The sequence below is a fragment of the Glaciecola sp. SC05 genome (assembly GCF_041380235.1).
In the GTDB taxonomy this organism is placed as follows: domain Bacteria; phylum Pseudomonadota; class Gammaproteobacteria; order Enterobacterales; family Alteromonadaceae; genus Glaciecola.
In genome coordinates this window covers 145,992-165,901 of sequence record NZ_JBGIYY010000001.1, presented here as the reverse complement: position 1 = coordinate 165,901, position 19,910 = coordinate 145,992, and the positions used below count along the sequence as shown (strand labels likewise).

The window sequence follows — 19,910 nt, the reverse complement described above, 5'->3', positions numbered from 1 at the left end:
ATAAAAAAAACAATATCTTGTCGTTGTTTTGAGTGAGTTGTTAGCAAGTTCTTGAGTATGATATGGATCTCAATTGCACTTCTCCCATAGCAGGTGAGCTTTCGGCAGCATAAGTGTATTCAGACGAAGCTCGCGCTCTCGGTATATCAGCGCCACTTAAGAGTAAAGGGTAAACAAAGCCCATGGACTAGCTAGATGTTTCCGCGAATAAACCTTACACAAACAAGAAAAATTATTTTGCATTTCGGTACACTTGCCGATACTTCACATTGTGGTCGTTTCAAATTCAACGCATCCTACATAAAAATAGAGAAATACAATGCCTAATAATCAAATAAACGCTGCGGCAGCGCTTATCGACAGCAATAAGACCGCGACTGAAATAGTTTTTTCTGGTCCGCTGATAAAACGTTCGCTAGTCACGATGCTAGTTGTTGGTGTTATTCTCACTATAATTAACCAATCCGGTGCTTTGTTTGGCGAAAATAGACTCAATTGGATCTCGCTATGTTTAACCTTTTTAGTCCCTTACATTGTGTCTACAATATCGGGCACGCTTACATTCATCAAATTGCAAGAACAACATAAGCAAGATATACGTGCCAACAAGACTTTAACATTAGATAGTGAAAGTATTGAAGAGCTCGTTGAGTTAACCAAACAAATCACACAAAATGCAAGAAACGTAAACCAAGCATCAAAACAAAGAATTAGGTTCGTAGAAGACACCGCAGAAACAGCAAGAGGCGCAAGTGAAGTAAGCGGTCAATTATGTCAGAAGGCGTCTCAAAGCCAACAGAGTTTAAACGATGTAGATACTGCATTTGCAGATATTTGCCAACATATTATCGAACTTGGCAATAAAGTAAATGTCTCGATAAACGAAACTAATGTGTTATCCGTCGAATTACAGGCCTTCTTAACTGAGTTCGACAATATCGCAAAATTGGCTTCTGGCATCACTACCATTTCAGATCAAACAAATTTACTTGCCTTGAATGCTGCAATTGAAGCAGCTAGAGCGGGTGAAGCGGGTCGCGGTTTTTCTGTTGTGGCAGATGAAGTAAAGTTGCTAGCGGCACAAACCAAAGACAACGCTGCTAAAATAAATACACATCTAAGTTCACTGAAACAACGCCAAGGCAGTTTACAAAAAGCCTTATCATCACTTGATACTTCAATGACTGAAGCACAAAGTATGACGAGTGATAGCGAAAGCTCGATGCATAAAAGTAAGGATGAAGTCACCATCTCTTCCAATTATGTGCGAGAAAGTCTCAATTCTGTTGTTCAACGGCTACAGAGCGAGCAAGCAAAACTATCAACGCTTGCCAAAAACGTTGATGTTTTGGCTGACGATACGCGTAAAGCAATTCAAGGTTCGGCGAATAACATTATCCTAGGCTCTGATGCAATCACCAAATCAGAGAAAATCCGCGATAGCATTGACATCAATGCCTAACTTACTAGGCAGGATACTGCTTGTTTGAACAGCATTGTCGTTACTTTGACTCCATCAACTGGGTTAAGAAACCGCGTTAACCAACACTAATGACGCTAGGTGTTATCGACGACTTTGTCAGCCACTACAAAGTAGCTAGTACTAAGACTAAAACCATTTATAATTCTTACGACATAGCATTGTTTAAATCGCGAGCAAGTGAAGACATCAGAGAATTTTTAACATTACCCGGGAACTTTATTGTAAGTGTGGGACGCTTAACCCATAAAAGACCAAGCTACACTCATTCGCGGTTTTGCTAATGCCCACACCCGCAAAAATTTAGTCATTATCGGAATGGGAGGCTTAAGCGCCTATCTAAAAGCCCTCTCCAAGCGATTAGGGCTAATGGATAGGGTGTTATTTGCCGGCTACTTAACCAATCCTTATGCGGTTATTGCAAAGGCCTCATTTTTTATATCTACCTCAAGAAACGACAGCTTCCCAAACGCCTTGCTTGAATCAATGGCATTAGCAAAGCCATGCGTGTTTACAAGTTGCGATTCAGGTCCGGCAGAAATAATGGGTAAAGCACACCACTTTAAAGCGCATACCCTTACAGAAAGTGAATACGGTGTATTAATTACCGAATGCTCAGTCTATGATGTAGCCGCTGCCATCAAGTTATTCGAAGATGAAAGTATGCTAGAAAAACACAGCCAACAATCGCTACTACGCGCGAGATTTTACCTTGGAGAAGGTTGCAATAGAATACTGGAATGAAATTATTAAGGCCACCGATTCCAAAGCGGAACCCTAAAAAATGCCTAACATCTTCGGCTTATTCAACATATTGGTCAATACATTCGGTCCAAGATAATTCACCACCATCAAGCCTCATGTACAGAAAGAAACATGGGATACTTAGTTTAAGGCTTGAGGGTTGAACCTTTAAACAACAAACATCTATTAACGTACCATAGTGAAGTTTCATGGAACAGAACAAATACGAAAAAATGAGCGATGAGCAATTACTAGTAGAAAAAATAAGATAAAAATAATTAAAGTGTTAAGTGCCTTAGCGATTGGTTTGTCTGTTTGCATATTTGCATACGCCGCTGTAAAAAATGGAATGAGTTTCTTTACCTTTCTACCTTTACTGTTTATTTAGCGATGAAAACAATAAAAAATTGCATGCTCTAGAAGCTGTACTGAATAAATGGGGGTTAGAGTGATCAACCATACCTGTCTCACTTGTGTGGACATTTATGCATAAAGCTTGCGCGTGCAACTCTGATTCGTTAGCGCGCATTATTACCTTAACTTTATAAAAATCTCACCGCGGTAAACCAAGCAGATACTGGGCAACTTGCTCAAATCTCGGGTCGTCAGGATTCGACTCCATAGTAGAGCCGAGTATTTTGCCATTAGGAGAAATAAAAATAGTACTGGGCGTACCCATAATTTCGAAATCGTTCAGGGCTACATCGTCGCCTTCTACCAAGGTAGGAAAGTGGATACCGCGCTTTTTTAATTCCGCTTCTGGATTTGCACCGAACGGTTCATTCACGCTAATCGCGAGTATCTCGAGTCCTTGCTCAGCGTATTTTACACGAATTTTTTCGAGGCCGGGGTGCAGTTTTTTACAGTAAGGACACCATGTCCCCCAAAACGTAATAATTAAGGGCTTACCTTTAAAATCAGAGTAACTCACCTTTTCACCGCTTTGAGTCAGCAAGGTCCAAGTCGGCGCGTCAGGATAATTTGCGTTATGCTCAGAATTAGTTTGTGCATTCGAAACAAAAGAAAACATAATCATAAGTAGTATTGGGAGTAGCTTCATGTTGCGCCTTATAAATGTTCAAATGTGACACAAGCAACTTACTGCTTGTGCATAATATGAAATAAGACAGGTCGACTGCATAAAAACTTTCAATAGTAGGTAAGCGAAATAGCGCTATTGCGTTAAGCCATTGGAGTAGTGCATTTTCCTGTTTGCATCCATCACAATCGCTTTTTCCTAGCTTTTATACAAAGTTGAAAGTTGTGTTTAGGCACAATTATCTCAATGCATTGACAATAACCACTATCATGAATACCGGATACTACAGTGGCGCAACCGGCACTCTTAGCTAAAGCACCATCATTTAAAAAGCTTTGGCGACATTCCAAGTTTCTTTTTAAACACCCTAGCCAGCGCCGAACCATTCTCATAGCCAACTTGAGTCGCCACCATTTCAACAGACTTATTTTTCGAGAGTAAGCTTTGGGCAATTTGAATACGCCACTCGGTTAAATAATCTAAAGGAGTTTGTCCTACTGTAGATTTAAACAAATAGGCAAACTTTGAGCGCGACATTAGCGCTTCCTGAGCCAAACTTTCAATTCGCCATGGTAATTGCGGATTTTTGTGAATGGCAATTAAGGCTCTATTTAAGTATGGATGAGCTAGACCTGCTAGCATCCCCTGCTTCACACTCGCGCTGTCAATAATACTGCGTAATATTTGAATGATGAAGATATCACACAATTTGTTAATCATGACCTCTTTACCATCTTTTTGCTCGAAGGCCTCTTCGAATATCCAATTCGCAGTTTGGGCCAGATTTTTGTTTTTACCTTTTGAAATATCGATACTTAGCATTGACGGTAAAGCTCTTGAAATAGGGTTGGCCTGCGGACTGGTATAATCAATAGTGGCACATACTAAATCAGCGCCCGTTTCAGAATTAGGTAGCATCCTATGAAATCGACCTTGCGGGAAAAAAAGGATGCTAGGTTTGTTTATAGAGAATTTGTCGCCTTTACCGTCGATTAATTCAAGACTACCGCCGCGTAGTATGTGTAAATGTCCTTTCGGGCCCAGTGACTCGTTAAACTCGCTGATCTCGCATAAATTTCCACTAAAAAATACATTGGCTTGTAATTGAAAACGATTTAATACTTCAGAAAGGGTGTCCATGTTGGCCTTTTATGTTTGTTAATTTCATCTTTATTGCACATTTTAGACGATTGGTATTAAATTGTAGCCTAGTGGACGCAATTAATCTCAAAAAAAGGCTATCTTATTAAGCGTACCCAAACACAAACTTATTAAATGACTTTATTTTACTTTGAGGAAATCAATATGAAACTACATACTCTTCTAAAAGCAACAGCAATTGCAGCTAGCTTAGCTTTCAGCGCATTCACTTTTGCCGCAGACATTGATGTAAATGCAAACAGCAACGACATCGCCATTGGCGGTTACGACCCGGTTTCTTATTTTACACAATCAGCTCCAGTGAAAGGCGCCGCTGAATTTTCAGCCACTTATAAAAATGCGATATATCAATTTGCGAGTGAAAAAAATAGAGACGCTTTTAAAGCAAACCCAGAAAAGTTTGCGCCGCAATTTGGTGGATTTTGCGCCTTTGGAGTAACCATGGACCGCAAGTTTGATACCGACCCACTTGCATACAAAATTGTTGATCAAAAACTATACTTAAACCTAAATGCTGAAGTACAACAACGCTGGTTATCAAATGTACCAGAATTCATTCAAACCGCAGACCAAAACTGGGGCGGAATTAAAGGCAAAACTGACGCCGTGCTTGCAGCCGCAAGTGAATAACGCAATTTAGCTGTCAGCAATGCAAAAAGTTCCCTTAGGAAGGCCGCTCATATCATTGTTTTATTGAGCGGCTTTTTTGTTTGTAAACGGCTACCTTTACCAAAGATTAGGTTCGATTGATTATTATGCTCATTTTCTCGAGACGGGGATGCCCAATAAAAGTTAAGATTGCATAATATGCTACTTTAAGGGCATATTTATTTACATGCTGATGCTAAAATTTGTAGGGACTTACGTCGGATTACGATACTTTTTTGTCGCTCTTCAATAGCCCTATTGCTAAGTGGGCGGCTCCACAATTCAACTAAATTGTTAACGTTTAAGTTGACGCGGGCAATCACCCCTACTTCACTTAAATCAAGTTGTAAACCTTGATTATCGCCTAGTATAGCTTCATCTATATTAAACGTAGTTTTATAAGCCAATGTCCCTGAATAATGCTGCACTGCTAATGGCTGCAATTCAGTTAATGAGGTCAACTGATTTGAGGTAATGTGTGTTGGCAAATCACGATTGCCTTGCAGGCTTAATTGCCATCGCTATTTTAGGGTAATGGCAGCAATTGAGCGGGCTTGATTTTATTTATTTGTCGGGCATCACGCTGTCGGTCTTTGATGACCATCAGCGGGAATTACTTTGTACATGCTTGGAGAAACTAGCAAAAAGCGGGAAAACTATTATTTATGACGGTAAATTTCGTCCAAAAAACTGGACTAACACAGAAACCGCTATCTATTGGAGTTCCCGTGTACTCAAGCACGTATCGTGGTATTTACCTACTTTTGATGACGAAGTCATCATGCATGGTTTTACTAGGTTAAACGCGCTGTTCAATTATTATAAGACATTTGATATTTCGGAATTGGTGGTAAAAAACGGCGAAAACGGCTGCTGGGTAGTCTGTGCAGATAAGAAAGCCTTAGTTGAGGTTGAACAATCTATAAAACCCACCGATACAACCGCCGCAGGGGACTCATTCAGTGCTGGTTATATTGCAGGACGTTTGAATGGAAGAAGCTCTACTGAAGCGGCCTTAATTGGCCACAAAATAGCAGCACAAGTCATTCAACACAGAGGCGCTATTGTCGATAACGATAAGTTTAGCAATCCCTTATGAGATACAGTGGAGGTGATACCAATTGATTCTGAACAGCGAGGATTGTGCTCGGCGCGGCGTGTTGCTTGGCTTTTGCTACAGGGTTAAGTAAAGTGACATTAACAAAGATTAAACAAAGCTTGTTTGACGCATTTATATACAAGGAAGCCTGGGTAGAAAATAATAGAGTTGATAAACAACAAGCAATGCATATCTTTACAGCAAGCGAACATAGCGGCGGTGGCGGAAGTATTCATGTGGTTGTTATGGCATTGCTAACTGGCAAAGCGTAAACAAAAAAACTGCACCTGTTATAATAAGCCCAATAACGAACAAGTGTTATTGGGCTTGTAGCTGTGAGGGAAAGCTACCCTTCAGTAAGCTTAGTTAAAACGTATAGCTTGCGCCGAAGCTATAAGTACGACCAGCATATCGGATACGGTTAACCGCATCTTCATTTCCACCGATAAACTCATAACCTTGATCTTGAGTTAAGTTAAAGGCGCGCAAATCGAATCTAAGGTTACGGTTAAAGCGATAAGACGCAGCTAAATCAAGACGACCACGGCTGGTTTCAAACCGCGCATCGGTTCCTAAGAAAGCACTGTTTGTTCCATTAAGGATGATATTTTGCGACAATTGCTGAGAGTCACGCCAATTATATGTTAAACGCACACTAAACCCGTCATTCTCCCAGTATCCAACGATATTGTACGACTCTGGAGATACCCTTAATAGCGTTGTTCCATCTTCTGACTCGTCGGTATTAATTTTAGTATAATTAAATACACCACCAAAACCATTCCAAGGATAAGGTAAGAAATCAAGTTTTTGTTGAATGGCTAATTCGTAACCTGACACCTTAATTGCCCCGTCAGTATTAATTGCTTGGTTTACTGTGATACGTCGGCCTTCACCATCAACATCAGCATCACCGAATGGCGCTAATTCACGACACTCTAAGCCCCCTGCACCGCTTCCAGGCACTAAGCCGGTAGGACCGAACAAACCTTCACTGACATCACTGGGTATATCGTCTCCACACACTTGGTCTCGACCAAACAAGCCCGAAATCTCTTTTTCAAAGTAACCAATAGAAATAGCACTGCCTTGACGGTTGTACCATTCTAACGAGATGTCATAGTTATCAGCCGTGTATGGTTCAACGTCTGATGCAGGCAAATCGACTCTCACGCTAGTAACATCACCATCATCATTTTCACTTGCTGTGATAATCGTAGTGGGATTTTGACTTCGAAGGTTGGGCCTAACAATCCCTTCGTAACTCGCCAAACGTAAGATGATGTCGTCAGTCAATTCAAACTTAACATTTAATGAGGGCAAAGTGTGGCTGTAACTGTTGCCTGAGGTGCGAGTTTGTAAAACGCCATCTGCATTAACAAATGCGCCCGTAAATTCGTTGTCAGTTTCGATTCTACGCACACCGACATTACCTGAGTAGAAAACTTGCCCAAGCTCACCGCTGAAATTAGCCATTAAATAGCCAGCAGCAATGTCTTGAGTTGTTCCAAAATTCGCAGCAAAAAATTGGTTTCTTCCACCAGCTTGGCGCACTGCCCAGCCTGTTGGTAGCGCAAGCTGTGAGCCCTCAGGGATCCGGTCGATGATACCCTCTTGAAGCAGTGGGCGAATATTTCTTGAGTCAATTGTAATCCAGCCTGTACCTGGGCCATAAGCACCAGGGTATTGACCATTGAAAAATTGCCCTTGAGTCTCAACAAAAAGTCTTGCATCACCGAACAGATTCTCGCTCGTCAGCGCCGCCGCATTTAAGCCACCAGCCCCAACACGTAGATCATTGTTAATCAGCTCTTCTTTCTGGTAACGATAACCCGTTTTTACCGAATCTAAACGAAACATGTCCTTAAAACCAACGTCGAGATAACGCAATACGTTGAATTCTCCAGAGTCCATGTCACGCTTCGGGTTGTCAACTCGACCGTTTACAAAAAACTGCACACGACGCCCATTATTGACAGAGTCAGCTAGGGTACTGCTAAACCCGCCTGTGTTGGGTGTAGTCCATGCGCCATCATAAATATAGGAATTTAGAGCAGAAGAATCTGGGTTACCCTGTGCATCAACTATACGGGCAAAAGCTTGGTCTAAGTCGCCATTACCTGTATTGATTTCAATATTGATTCCCGTAGGTGCAAAGCGTTGCCTGTTGCCATCAACCTGGTGACGAAGATCGATACCTTCGTTTATGAAAAAGTTTTCTGATTCAGATTTTGAAACATTTGCGTCGACAACCCATTTGTCATTGACATAGTCTCCATACAGAAAAAGCCCCTTGGCATCTTCGGTAAATTGGAACAAACGATTTGCTGGTAGCCAGTTAACATTGTCTATTCGGGCATGCCCAACCGTATAGGTTTGGGGTTCGCCCGGTGCCGCAAAGCCCGAAGAAGATGGCGCGCCTATCAAGGTAACTGCTTGCTGGGAGTTGTCTGCTTGACGGCGAGCAACAAACTGAACGTCCTCTAAATTACTTTGGTCAAGTGTTCGCTTAGTGTAAATATAGTCTAGACCTAGTTTAAGATTATCAGTTGCCTTGAACTCTAAGTTAAGTGCACCAGAGTGGCGATCACCACCCGCTACTTCGGCTGCTTGACCGGCACGAGTGATGACACGTATCTGCGAGTTATCTTCCAAGCCGTGCAGAGCGCGATAGGCATCAATAGCTTCTTCACTAATAACGGGTCTGACACCTGTTTGCTCCCCTGTTGCTTGATTGAACTCAACCAAGTCAGTATATTGCGTAAAATTGACGGTATCACGGCGGAAGTTCTGTTCAGAGCCTGCAACTTTAAAAGCAATGGCAAGTCTATCTTCGATAAAATGTTTGACACCTTGTACGCGATAAGTGGTATTAAACTCTTCAGACAGCTCTTCATAACGAGTGCCTAAATCAACCCTGAACAAGCCATCTTTCTTACTTAATGCTCGTTGGAATTTAAGGTCAACAATCCCTGCCACACCACCCGCTTGTAAATCAGCGGTAGGGCTTTTTACAACATCAACGCCATCAAAAATACCTGCTTCAAAAGCACCAAATGGATTGGAGGCACCCGCTGCACCCGTGCTGCGACTTGGAGTAGCGATTGACTGACCGCCAGCGGTAGTTTTAACAAAACCACCGGGAAGGCCGCGTAAACTAATTTCGGAATCGCGGTTGCCGCCATCTCGGTTTAACTGAATGCCAGGCAATGCCTGTAGGGCCTCCCCTAGATCCAACGCTGGAAGTGCATCAATGTCTGTTGCAGAAATTGAATCGACTACTGAAGCTGCTGCTCTCTTAATATTGAGAGCGTCTTCCAACGCGGCCCTAACACCAGTTACCTCAACGACTTCAACGGCGTCTTCTTCTGGGTTCGTTGGAGCATTGACCTCTTGAGCAATTGCGCTCTGATTGTTTAAAGCCAATAATATTGCCACCGAGCAAGCAGATAATGCATATTTGTTTGTCTTCATGTGTTTTCCTTAAAATTAGGTGTGTGATGACCGTTTTTCTAAATTATTGTTATAATATTGATATTTTAAAATTATCTTGTAAAAATTTTGTAAAAAAGATTAACATCGAAACGCGCAAATTTAAATCACTTTCAGTCATTTTTTTGCGCCAAAATACTGTAAATATGATTAAATGCTGATTTTGTTGACTTTTTTATGGCTGAATTTGACGGGTTTGGGTTGTTAATCTGCGTTTAGATTTGCGCTTCTGTAATGACTTTAAATTTGGCTAAGGTATGGAGAGTGGTCGCTTTAATGGCAGTTCCTAATCAGTTTCTTTGCAACATGTACAATCATACATTTCGTGTTAAACGAATCACATCTTTTAAGTTTTGTCATACTTTCACACGTATTCAAAAAACGAAAATATTGGGAAAAGATACAGTGGACAAAATTGAACCGCTAGCATAAATGATTAAGCGTATTGATAATTAACCCTAGCGCATATGAGTCATGTTTTATAAAAGTCCAACATCGGGTCGGCAAAAATCCTCAACTAGTCAATAAAGAAAGCTATCAATCTAATAACTAGCAGGTAATCTGCCATATCATGAAGAGCTATGAGTTGGCTAGCAGGGACGGCTCAGTGCCCTAAGAGACTGTTCAATATAAACATTACCGAAGGCGAGAAACACCAAAAGCAGAATGTGACTGCAATTCCCAGCCCCCGGGCTTGGTAAAAACATATCTGCGCATCAAATACAAGTACCAGCGACTTTAGAAAAGCAGCTTACGATCCACTTACGAGTGTCTTGCATAATCCGAATTATTTAGTTTGTAGCTAGATTATTTTTGTTAGCATTATGTGATTCTTTTAGCATGTCACCGTGATGCTTACTCACTATTTGTTGTTTATATTTTCGTTCACAGTTTTTCTGGCTGTAGTTTAGATAAAACTGTTGAGCCCTAACCAACAATTTAAAAAGGTCACTAGTATGTTGAAAACCAAAATATTGAAAACCAAATCATTGAAAAACATCATCGCTACATCTGTTAGTTTATCTATATTCGTATTAAGCGCCAATGCATTCGCACAAAGTGTGTCAGTGAGTAGCAGTTCGCTTAGCGTTAGTTCATCGAATGGTACTGCGATTACATCTATCAGCAACCGCTCTAATGGTTCAAACAGTGCAGCAAAAAGTATTTTTGAGAGAGACCGCGGTGGTGCTGTTTACGTAATGGCTAACCAGCCTGAAGGTAATGAAATTTTGGTTTTTAGGCGGAACACGCAAGGGGAGCTTACCTTCTTCCGTTCGTTGACGACCGCAACGCAGGGCTTAGGTGGCGGAAATAATGCGCCAGCGGATCCGTTAGGCTCTCAGGGCTCACTTACTTTTGATCTGCAAAGCAATGCGCTTATTGCAGTAAACGCCGGTGATGACAGTATATCTGTTATCGATGTAGGCCGAACTGGCTTAAAACTCAATGTTACCCACAAGGTATCTTCTGGTGGCAATATTCCTGTCAGTACTGCTGTTAGTGAAGGTATGGTGTATGTACTAAATGCGGGTGGCGAGGGAATTGTGACGACTTTCGAACTCGAAGACGGTAAATTACTTGAGCGCTCTCGTATGTCTCTTGGCTTAAGCAATAGCGAAACAATTCCGTTTAACAACGTATTTGCGCCGGGGCAAGTCGGTGTAGATGCCCTAAATCGCCATTTAATGGTCGTAAATGCAAGCGGACAAGAGATGTTGACGGTGGATTTAGATGAGAATGGCGTGCCTGTTGGTTCATTTACTTCCACTACCACACCAGGTGTTGTGCCTTTTGCATTTGCAACAACACGGTTTGGCGCCACTTTAGTGGCCGAAGCTGGGTCGGGAGCTGTGACAAGTTTTGATTTCCCTCAATTGGACAATAGCTTATCACCTATCTCAAGTCTAGTTAGCACAGGCCAAGCTGCAGCCTGTTGGGTGGTGTTACATGATAATGGCTTTGCGTACGTTTCTAATACCGCGTCAAATACGATTAGCTCATTCACTGTAGACAGAGTTGGACAAGTTGCCCTATTAGAAAGTGTTGCAGGTGAAACCGAAGCCTCACCTACCGATATGGCATTTGCCAATGACCAAGGATTTTTATATTCAGTTGACGCCATTGCTGGTGTAATTTCAGCTTTTAAAGTTAACGAACAAACCGGTGAGCTAAGCTTGGTTGAACAAGAAGCTGGCCTGCCCGCAGCCTTAGGTATTCAGGGAATAGCTAGCTTCGACCGATAATCTTTTTATCAAGTCTAATTTAAACGGCTGCATTCGCGGCCGTTTAAAGTGTTTGACCTAGATTTATAATTTGAGTTTATTGCGAGTAATTGTAATTCATAGCATTCAAAATATAGAGGACTCAAGCACCACACGTTAAAGAGACGAATAATGCCTGATGAATATCGATATATCTTCAAGTGCTTGCATGAGCCAATTGTTATAAGACGAAATCTTCTCTATAAGGATTAAATGTGTCGATTAAACAGCTATCATCTTCTAAGGCGACTACCCCGTGTGGTGTTCCTTTAGTAGCTAAAAATGCATCGCCTTGCTTTATTATCCGTTTTTCTCCAGCGAGTTCAACTTCAAAAGTACCTTGTATACAAATAGCAATTTGATCGTGAATATCGTGACTATGAACAGTCCCTACAGCGCCTTTTTCAAAGCTCACACAAACCGCCATCAAACCCTCTGTGTAAGGCAGTATTTTACGCTTTATGCCAGGTTCTATTTCTTCCCACTCCGTATTATCATTGATAAAAAATTCTGTTTTGTTCATTATTTGCATTGCCCTTTTTGCTGAAATCGATTCGACTGAATAAGTACAGTATTGATTCTTTATGATTAATCAATCTGACACAAGCTTATCTTCTTGGAGCGTGCTATTAATAACAAGGCTTTTAAACTTATTTTTCTTTGAAAACGCGGCAAAATTAAATATTTAATGCTTAAATAAGATTGTTATTGATTGAAATTGATTAATTATTTACACTTGAGTAACAAATTTAACAATACTATCTAAGATTATACTATGCCCAATTTAGCCGCCGCTATACCGCTAGTGCTAGGTTTAATTCTTTTTTCTAATTCGAGTTTATCTGATGATTTACTTGATAGCTTTGATAGCCCTGCCCCACAGCATAAACCATGGGCGTTTTGGTATTGGATAAATGGGAATATAACAAAAGAAGGCATTAATGCCGACTTACAAGCAATGTCAGAAGCTGGCTTGGGCGGTGTTATTTTAATGCATATTAATGAACACGAAATGGTCCCAGCAGGCCCTATTCGTTTTTTATCTGAGCAATATAAAGAGGTCTTAAAATATACATTCGAGACTGCCCAAAAGTACAATATACAAGTTAACTTATACAATAGTGAGGGGTGGTCTGTTGCCGGTGGTCCTTGGATCACGGCTGAAATGGGAATGAAAGAGCTTGCATGGAGTGAGCTCAATATTGGTAATAAAAATCAAGCCATCGTATTTGGCAAGCCACATGCCCCACTTGGTTATTATCAAGATATTGCTACCCTTGCTTTCCCTACCCCCGTCGATTTTATTGAGCCTGACTTTACGACACTGTTAGACAATATTGTTGTATCTGGCAAAGCATCTGAACGCCATTCGGCGGTTGAGGGACAATTGCTTGTAGATAAAGACTGAATACACAAACGATGGTTACGCAAGATGAAGTAAGCGGTGAGAATGAGGTCAAACTGACTTTTTCAGAGAACTATACCTTCAGAAATGCATTTGTTAAATTCGCTGCGTACGGCATGATGGGTCGTAACTTCATGTTTGTGTCGAACGATGATATCAATTACAAAGAAGTCGCATTTGCCAAGCGCGGGCAAATATATGACGACATAGCTTGCTTTGAGTTTGAGCCAGTCACCGCAAAGTATGTGAAGTTTGTGTTCAAGCCTACCGACAATAAGCTGCTGTATACCGCTATGCCTAAGGTAACCGTGGCGGTGCGCGAAATCTCCTTAGACAACCGTCAAAAAATTAAAGATTGGTGTAAAAAAGCAGCGCATTCATTCCCGTTTTTTGATCCACAAGCAGAGCGTAAAGAATTCGCTAAATCTAGTCCTGCTGGTTCGAGCATTGCGGCAGATTCAATCGTTGATGTTAGTCAGTATTTAGATGAAAACGGCAAGCTAGATTGGGTAGCTCCTAGTGATAACTGGACCATTATTAGGTTTGGTATGGCATCTACGGAGGCTATTAATCGTCCTGGCTCTGCAGGCGGAGAAGGACTTGAAGTCGATAAAATGAATACTGATGCCTTAGATCTGCACTTCAGCGGCTTATTGAGGGAAGCAAAAGACTTAGCGGGTGACAAAGTTGGCAATACTTTTATGGGGACTCATGTCGACAGCTGGGAAGTAGGTCGGCAAAATTGGACACAAGATTTTGCTGAGAGCTTTACACACAAGAATGGCTACTCACCGCTGTTATTTTTGCCCGCTACACTTGGCTATACGATTAATAACCCGAATGTGACCGAGCGCTTTTTGTGGGACCTGCGAAAGTCGATAGCCGATCTTATTGCAGAGCGTTTTTATGGTGGTATGCGGAAGCGGGCCAATGCAATGGGGATTAAATTTTCTGCACAGTCAATGAAACCTTTTATAGATAACCTTTACGCCCTAGGTCAAGCAGATATTGTCTCAGCAAACAGTAATTTTTCTGGCCTGCCAAGTCACAACAATTTACGCAGTCAAAAGAATGCCTATTTAACCGCTAAAATGACTGCTTCAGCTGGCTCTATTTATGGCCGCTTCGTCAATTCTGAATCATTTACTGCTTTACCTGAGGCAAACCGCTGGTTAAATCATCCAGAATCTTATAAGCCACAGGCAGACATTGACTTGGCTGCTGGTGTAAATCAAATCACTCATCATTTGTTTACCCATCAGCCTTGGCTTACTTTACAACCTGGAATGACTTTAAACTATTGGGGAGTCCACTGCGAACGCACTCAAACGTGGTGGCACGAAACGCCAACATGGAATCGTTATTTGAGCACCGTACAAAGCGTGTTAAGTCAAGGTCAGCCCGTCTTTGATATTTTACATCTGTTAGGCGACGATAGCTCAACAAAATCAGATAGTCACTTTGTAGATAACCTGCTGCCACAAGGCTATGACTTTGAATTTATTAGCACACATGGTTTGTTGCACAAGTTATATGTAAATGATGCAAAAAAATTAGCGTACGAAACGGGGCGACAATACAGCCTGCTGAATTTAGCTGATGATGTAAGCATGCGCCCTGAAGTACTCGGTAAAATTGAAGAGTTATTAAAACAGGGGGCCATCATTGTTGGAAAGCCGCCTACGTTTTCACCTAGTCTACAAAATCACGCAAGCTCAGATAATGATTTACGCAGTATTGCTCAACGAATTTGGGGAGGCAAATACAGTACGCAGGTGTTCATTAATATAGAAGATGCCTTTGAAGCATTGAGATTAGCACCAGACCTCAATATCACTGGTGCAAGGAGTAAATTAGTTTGGCGACATCATCATATTGCTACTAGCAATCAAGATATCTACTTCATTTCTAATGTGGGTGCAAAACCAAGCCAATTTGAAGCAAAATTTAGGGTCACTAATAAGCAACCTGAGCTATGGAACCCATTTACAGGGGAACGCAAGCTTATTAAGAAGTTCAAGCAAACAAGTGATTACACATCTATTGAGCTTGATATTGAACAGGTTGAGTCATATTTTATTGTGTTTTCTAACGCAGCAAGCACAGATAATCTTCTCAATTCTTCGACATTAGAAGTTAGCAAAATAGTCGATACACCATGGAATATAGAATTTATTAAAGGTGTGGATAAGCCCAACGCTATTAACATGACGACGCTGATCGATTTAAAAGACCACGTCATCGACAACATTAAGTATTTTTCAGGAACAGCCAGATATTCTACCCATTTCGAATATTCGCCAAATAAGCGATACGACTATGTGCTTGACTTAGGCACGGTTCATCAATTTGCTCGGGTCACTATAAATGGGCACGATTTGGGTGTGCGAATGTGGCATCCATATCGTTTTGATTTGTCACGCCATTTAATAAAGGGGAGTAATACACTTGAAATAGAGATCACCAATTTGTGGCCTAATCGCCTAATTGGAGACGAACGGCAGTTTACAGATTCGGCTAATTGGGTCAAGAACGGTTATCAAGGTGAACAACTTGTTGAGCTTCCCGACTGGCTAACCGGCGCACGTCCTCAGCAACCAGGTGAACGACATACTTTTGCTACTTGGAAGCATTGGAGCAAAGACGATGCACTGATCCCTTCTGGATTGATTGGCCCTGTAACGATAAAACGAAAAAACGTGAAAGCATGTAACCCATGTCTTTAAGCTACTGCTAAGTTGCGCTTTGCAATAAGGCATTTAAACCTAATTTTTAGTGACGTAGATGATTTTACTGTATGCCTGTTAAAAGCTACTTCTATCACTAAGGCATACTAAATCGCGCACTCAAAAACTGACTTATCTTTAATTTGGATATTGCATAAAATGATAATGAAAAAAATATTTATAGTAGCAGTGCTCACAAGCAGTCTTGTTGATATAGCGCTAGCACACGCTCAACAAAATTTTATTAGCCGCGATGGGGTTGAAAGTAAAGAAATCGAAGACCGCATTCAAATTTCTATGAGCGAAGATGAGTTCCTCAAAAAGCGAACCGCTTTAATCATTAAACATTCTCACCATGACAATACCTTCGCTGCGCTGCAAAAAGCGATGGAAGATGAAGACACCTTAAGTGGTGAATTTTGGCGCTGGAAAATTGATCAGTATTTATACGGCCAATATACTGAGTTTCAACCGATTTACGATGCTTATAAGCAAGGTAGAACGTTTTTAGATATCTACGATATACCAAATGATCCGTTTATCGACCGAGCGGACCCTGCTCCAGTGCTCCCGAAACTTCCTGATGGTTATTTTTCAGGTTATCTCCCTATGAACCGAACACCCGGCGAGAGTCACTACGCTGACGGGAAAATCTATGTGGCGTACGAAGGAGACCTAACGGACCCATACATAGCGAGCTATGATGTGGAAACAAATCAATGGGAAGGTCCATATAAAGCAGGCCATAATACGCTTTCTAAGAATGGTAGAAAAACAGATGGGCATGGCAACCCAACAATGCAACAAGACGTTGATGGCTACTTCCACATTACCTTTGGAGGTCATGGCGGTGAAAGAGAAGATGGCTTAAACCCCCTCTCTATTGACACAGCTCATGCAGGCGGAAGATTTACTCACGTTGTTTCAGATAAGCCAAATGACATCAGTAGCTTTTCGCAAAAACATGATGTTTCGCCTTTTGCGTCCTATGCCGAAAGCAGCAAAATGCCCAACGGCGATATGTATTTCTTCACGCGCGCAGGCACTCACAAATCCCCTTGGGTTTATTACAAGTTGAAGAGCGGAAGCCAAACCTTCGATCCCCCCGTTATTATTACTTGGCCTACTTCTCATAAAAATGATCCGATGAAGGTAGACATGTTTTATATTAAAATTTTTAAAGCTTCGGACACCGATATTTTGGTGACTGCTATGAACCACCTTTGCAACTTTAAAGAAATTCACACCAAACGACATGATGATCGCTTTAACGCCTACTATATGCGGCTCGATACAAACAACGATACATTCTACAATGTGAAAGGAGATAAACTCACTCTACCTATCACTAAGACCCAGGCAGACAAGCATACCCTTGTCTACGATTCGGTCAGCGCAGGAACCATTGTTAACGATACTCGCGGTCTTGTCCTCCAAGACGGTAAACCTGCAATGAGCTACGAATTAAGGTTTCCGGAGCCCCGTGAGTGGAAAATGGCCACTTTTGCAGGCAATGCGTGGAAAACCGGTCAGCCAATGCCTGGAACAACAGTTTGGACTTTGGCTGACAGTGATAGCAAACCAATCGACGCCATTGTAAGTTTAGAAGAACTATCTTCGGACGGTAAAAAAGCAACTGCCGCGGTCATTTACAAAAACTCAAAGAAAGAGACCGTTTTTGCGATCGCAAAGAGTAATAAAAGCACCGGTGTAGTAGGACAAAATTGGGTAGTTGAAAGCGATCACCTAGCTCTAACAGGGGCAGGAATGCAAATGAAGACTGTTCGAAACGATGCCGGAGATGCGGTTGGAGTAGTTGTCAATGTGAGCAAAGGAAAAGCTCGCCGCCTCTATCTTTGGCATGACGGAAAAATTCGTCCACGCCTCTGATTCAGCAAACGCAGTTTGGAATTTTTACCCTAAAGTAGGATATTAATAACTAAAATTTAAACGTCGATTATGGAAGTATTATTTATGACACATCGCTTTTGGAAGCTTACCTGCACTTTATTCATCTTTGTAATCAGCTCGGGGAGCTTTGCTAATTTAAAGCACGCTTTACGAGATGACCAAGGCCGGCACATGATCCCGCGGGGTTATGTCGTTAATACGAATGATCACGCAGGTGCAGTTCATTTTAGCGCTGACGACTATCAGCGCATGGTGCGTATGGGCGCTAATGTACAAGTCATTCGATTAGAACTTGGTCGTTTAAGTACCTTCAGAAATGCGCAATTTGAGCCTGAATATATCGAACGTTTACGTCGCTTAACACGTTTAGGCAGAGAATCTGGCATGAAGACTGTTTTCAAAATGACGGTGTATGGCGTTGAAAATTTTAGTTGGCAAGCCCTTTGGCTCAATAAAAATAATGAACAAAAAATTTATATCGAAGCGTGGCAACATATCTGGGAGGCTTTTAAAAACGACAGTTCGGTAATTGCTTATGATCTAGTTAATGAGCCAAGAAAACTTTCGATGGAGATTGCTTATGACGATTTGACTAATCAGTATCTTATCCCTTTTTACGAAAAGATTATTGATTCAGCACTGTCTTTTGGCAGCGACAAGCAGTTTTTAATTCAAACTATTTTTATGAATAAAGGCGAAGCGATTAATAAAAATCAATATGCTGAAATTAAGCAAAAAATTAAGCGAAAAAATATTATCTTTGCACCACACATTTATCAAAATGACTTAGATTATATTAAGCCTACCATGGAACGTTTCGAACGTGAGTCAGATTTATTAAATGCACCTATTTTAATAGGCGAGTGGGGTTTCCCAACGCTCGTTACAACTGACAATTCGGTGAAAGAACAACTGAACTACATTGAATTTTATATTCGAACAGCTGAAATATTTGATGAAATGGGCATTGGTGCTATCAAAGCTTGGTTTTTAGGTAATCGCAGTTATCAAAATTTTTTACCCGGTGGCGAATCAACTTGGGCAATATTCAAAGACAAACAAGCGGTAGGTACCGTTGAACGGAAATATATCACCGATATTATTGCGCGCCCTTACCCACAGCTAATTGCCGGAGACTTAAAGCGTTTTATGTTTCACTTTGCTACCCGCACACTAGATGTAAAATTAAGCACTGACAATAGCAAGGGTGCTTCGCGTATATTTATAGCTGCCGATAGACATTATCCCGACGGTTTTTCTGTTCTGGTTGGTGACGAACTAATATTAACTAAACGCCCGGATGCTTTCGGTTTTAGTGTTTATAAGTCAAACAACAATACCGAGCCAAGCAATTTCATTTGGGATGAAAGCAAACAACAGCTTATTATTTTATCTTGGCCAACAGACAAAAAAGACATATTACTACAAGTGATCCCTGGCTTATATAAAACGCCGGACCCTGCAGCAAAAAATTAATTGGTATTTTCTGGCCAAGCTAAGCAAAGTGAGACCAACGCAAATTTTATGTTATTAAACTATTACGCCTAGCTCCTAGTTGCTCCTTTGCTATGCTTGAACCAGTTCTTTTCCGCTCTCGCTAAGTGATGCTTTGGTGTGTTAATTTGCATCCTAAACTGAACAGAGGAGGCATTCAATGAGTGATCCATCTAATCTAGATTAATGGTAAGGCGGACAGTTGCTCAGATATTTTTTAATTGGCTCAGAACTGCAATTTTGAAAAATCTGAAAAGGCAATTTCCAACCTCCGAATACACTTAGTCGATTTTTTTATTAACCATCCATAGGCGAAATAGTTTCAATTGTCTCAGAAAAATTGACAGCCCTAAAAGCATTGAGTGTTAGGAAAAGCTTTAGTTATCTCTGGTCCTTTTGCAAAACTTAACTAATTAATAATAACTATAAATCACTTTTTAAATGAGCCAA

15 protein-coding genes are annotated in these 19,910 nt (G+C 41.2%); 10 read left to right on the top strand and 5 right to left on the bottom strand.

Translation table 11 applies throughout. From position 1 onward, the window contains the following. The first annotated feature begins 319 nt into the window (after positions 1–319). Both nrtS and AB9H30_RS00675 read left to right on the top strand, forming a co-directional pair. Positions 320–1,462, top strand: coding sequence for a nitrate/nitrite transporter NrtS (gene nrtS, locus AB9H30_RS00680; RefSeq protein ID WP_371192651.1), 1,143 nt, complete (start codon positions 320–322; stop codon positions 1,460–1,462). Positions 1,463–1,726: 264 nt separating this feature from the next. Beyond that, the gene (locus AB9H30_RS00675) at positions 1,727–2,224 is read left to right on the top strand and encodes a glycosyltransferase (RefSeq protein ID WP_371192897.1); all 498 of its coding nucleotides are present in this window, start codon (positions 1,727–1,729) and stop codon (positions 2,222–2,224) included. Between the two features lie 553 nt (positions 2,225–2,777). Here the strand turns inward: AB9H30_RS00675 and AB9H30_RS00670 are convergent. Both AB9H30_RS00670 and AB9H30_RS00665 read right to left on the bottom strand, forming a co-directional pair. Then, positions 2,778–3,284 (bottom strand): peroxiredoxin family protein, encoded by a 507-nt coding sequence (locus AB9H30_RS00670; RefSeq protein WP_371192650.1) that lies wholly within the window; start codon positions 3,282–3,284, stop codon positions 2,778–2,780. Between the two features lie 300 nt (positions 3,285–3,584). Beyond that, entirely contained in the window at positions 3,585–4,403 is an 819-nt protein-coding gene (locus AB9H30_RS00665; protein ID WP_371192649.1) for an AraC family transcriptional regulator, read from the bottom strand. 165 nt (positions 4,404–4,568) lie between these two features. On the opposite strand from AB9H30_RS00665, the gene AB9H30_RS00660 reads away from it, so the two are divergent. Continuing rightward, on the top strand, positions 4,569–5,054 hold the full coding sequence (locus AB9H30_RS00660) for a YHS domain-containing (seleno)protein (RefSeq protein ID WP_371192648.1): 486 nt from the start codon (positions 4,569–4,571) through the stop codon (positions 5,052–5,054). A gap of 197 nt (positions 5,055–5,251) precedes the next feature. Here the strand turns inward: AB9H30_RS00660 and AB9H30_RS00655 are convergent, their stop codons facing one another. Then, positions 5,252–5,578 (bottom strand): glycosylhydrolase-like jelly roll fold domain-containing protein, encoded by a 327-nt coding sequence (locus AB9H30_RS00655; protein WP_371192896.1) that lies wholly within the window; start codon positions 5,576–5,578, stop codon positions 5,252–5,254. Positions 5,579–5,616: 38 nt separating this feature from the next. Here AB9H30_RS00655 and AB9H30_RS00650 point away from each other — a divergent pair, with 38 nt between their 5' ends. Together AB9H30_RS00650 and AB9H30_RS00645 are read left to right on the top strand one after the other, a co-directional pair. Further along, entirely contained in the window at positions 5,617–6,171 is a 555-nt protein-coding gene (locus tag AB9H30_RS00650; protein ID WP_371192646.1) for a PfkB family carbohydrate kinase, read from the top strand. 65 nt (positions 6,172–6,236) lie between these two features. Beyond that, positions 6,237–6,443 (top strand): hypothetical protein, encoded by a 207-nt coding sequence (locus AB9H30_RS00645; RefSeq protein ID WP_371192644.1) that lies wholly within the window; start codon positions 6,237–6,239, stop codon positions 6,441–6,443. 94 nt (positions 6,444–6,537) lie between these two features. On the opposite strand, the gene AB9H30_RS00640 is transcribed toward AB9H30_RS00645, so the two are convergent. Beyond that, entirely contained in the window at positions 6,538–9,645 is a 3,108-nt protein-coding gene (locus AB9H30_RS00640; protein ID WP_371192643.1) for a TonB-dependent receptor, read from the bottom strand. Positions 9,646–10,619: 974 nt separating this feature from the next. On the opposite strand from AB9H30_RS00640, the gene AB9H30_RS00635 reads away from it, so the two are divergent. Further along, positions 10,620–11,906 carry a lactonase family protein gene (locus AB9H30_RS00635; RefSeq protein ID WP_371192642.1) on the top strand — a complete coding sequence of 429 codons (1,287 nt, stop codon included), beginning with the start codon at positions 10,620–10,622 and terminating at the stop codon, positions 11,904–11,906. Between the two features lie 199 nt (positions 11,907–12,105). Here the strand turns inward: AB9H30_RS00635 and AB9H30_RS00630 are convergent, their stop codons facing one another. Then, the gene (locus AB9H30_RS00630) at positions 12,106–12,447 is read right to left on the bottom strand and encodes a cupin domain-containing protein (protein WP_371192641.1); all 342 of its coding nucleotides are present in this window, start codon (positions 12,445–12,447) and stop codon (positions 12,106–12,108) included. 252 nt (positions 12,448–12,699) lie between these two features. Between AB9H30_RS00630 and AB9H30_RS00625 the strand changes: the two genes are divergently transcribed. The 4 genes from AB9H30_RS00625 (at position 12,700) to AB9H30_RS00610 (ending at position 19,442) form a co-directional block, all read left to right on the top strand. Further along, positions 12,700–13,332 (top strand): glycosyl hydrolase, encoded by a 633-nt coding sequence (locus tag AB9H30_RS00625; protein WP_371192640.1) that lies wholly within the window; start codon positions 12,700–12,702, stop codon positions 13,330–13,332. Between the two features lie 11 nt (positions 13,333–13,343). Further along, positions 13,344–16,055 carry a glycosyl hydrolase gene (locus AB9H30_RS00620; RefSeq protein WP_371192639.1) on the top strand — a complete coding sequence of 904 codons (2,712 nt, stop codon included), beginning with the start codon at positions 13,344–13,346 and terminating at the stop codon, positions 16,053–16,055. 165 nt (positions 16,056–16,220) lie between these two features. Continuing rightward, a complete protein-coding gene (locus AB9H30_RS00615; RefSeq protein WP_371192637.1) occupies positions 16,221–17,945 on the top strand; it encodes a BNR-4 repeat-containing protein in 1,725 nt (574 codons plus the stop codon). 84 nt (positions 17,946–18,029) lie between these two features. Further along, complete coding sequence (locus AB9H30_RS00610) at positions 18,030–19,442, top strand: cellulase family glycosylhydrolase (protein WP_371192636.1); 1,413 nt, start codon at positions 18,030–18,032, stop codon at positions 19,440–19,442. The last annotated feature ends 468 nt before the right edge of the window (positions 19,443–19,910 follow it).

What these genes read in the sequence shown, in the direction of transcription:
- nrtS (WP_371192651.1), top strand. Translation starts at nt 320, where the DNA reads ATGCCTAATAATCAAATAAACGCTGCGGCAGCGCTTATCGACAGCAAT.
- AB9H30_RS00670 (WP_371192650.1), bottom strand. Translation starts at nt 3,284, where the DNA reads ATGAAGCTACTCCCAATACTACTTATGATTATGTTTTCTTTTGTTTCG.
- AB9H30_RS00665 (WP_371192649.1), bottom strand. Translation starts at nt 4,403, where the DNA reads ATGGACACCCTTTCTGAAGTATTAAATCGTTTTCAATTACAAGCCAAT.
- AB9H30_RS00660 (WP_371192648.1), top strand. Translation starts at nt 4,569, where the DNA reads ATGAAACTACATACTCTTCTAAAAGCAACAGCAATTGCAGCTAGCTTA.
- AB9H30_RS00640 (WP_371192643.1), bottom strand. Translation starts at nt 9,645, where the DNA reads ATGAAGACAAACAAATATGCATTATCTGCTTGCTCGGTGGCAATATTA.
- AB9H30_RS00635 (WP_371192642.1), top strand. Translation starts at nt 10,620, where the DNA reads ATGTTGAAAACCAAAATATTGAAAACCAAATCATTGAAAAACATCATC.
- AB9H30_RS00630 (WP_371192641.1), bottom strand. Translation starts at nt 12,447, where the DNA reads ATGAACAAAACAGAATTTTTTATCAATGATAATACGGAGTGGGAAGAA.
- AB9H30_RS00625 (WP_371192640.1), top strand. Translation starts at nt 12,700, where the DNA reads ATGCCCAATTTAGCCGCCGCTATACCGCTAGTGCTAGGTTTAATTCTT.
- AB9H30_RS00620 (WP_371192639.1), top strand. Translation starts at nt 13,344, where the DNA reads ATGGTTACGCAAGATGAAGTAAGCGGTGAGAATGAGGTCAAACTGACT.
- AB9H30_RS00615 (WP_371192637.1), top strand. Translation starts at nt 16,221, where the DNA reads ATGAAAAAAATATTTATAGTAGCAGTGCTCACAAGCAGTCTTGTTGAT.
- AB9H30_RS00610 (WP_371192636.1), top strand. Translation starts at nt 18,030, where the DNA reads ATGACACATCGCTTTTGGAAGCTTACCTGCACTTTATTCATCTTTGTA.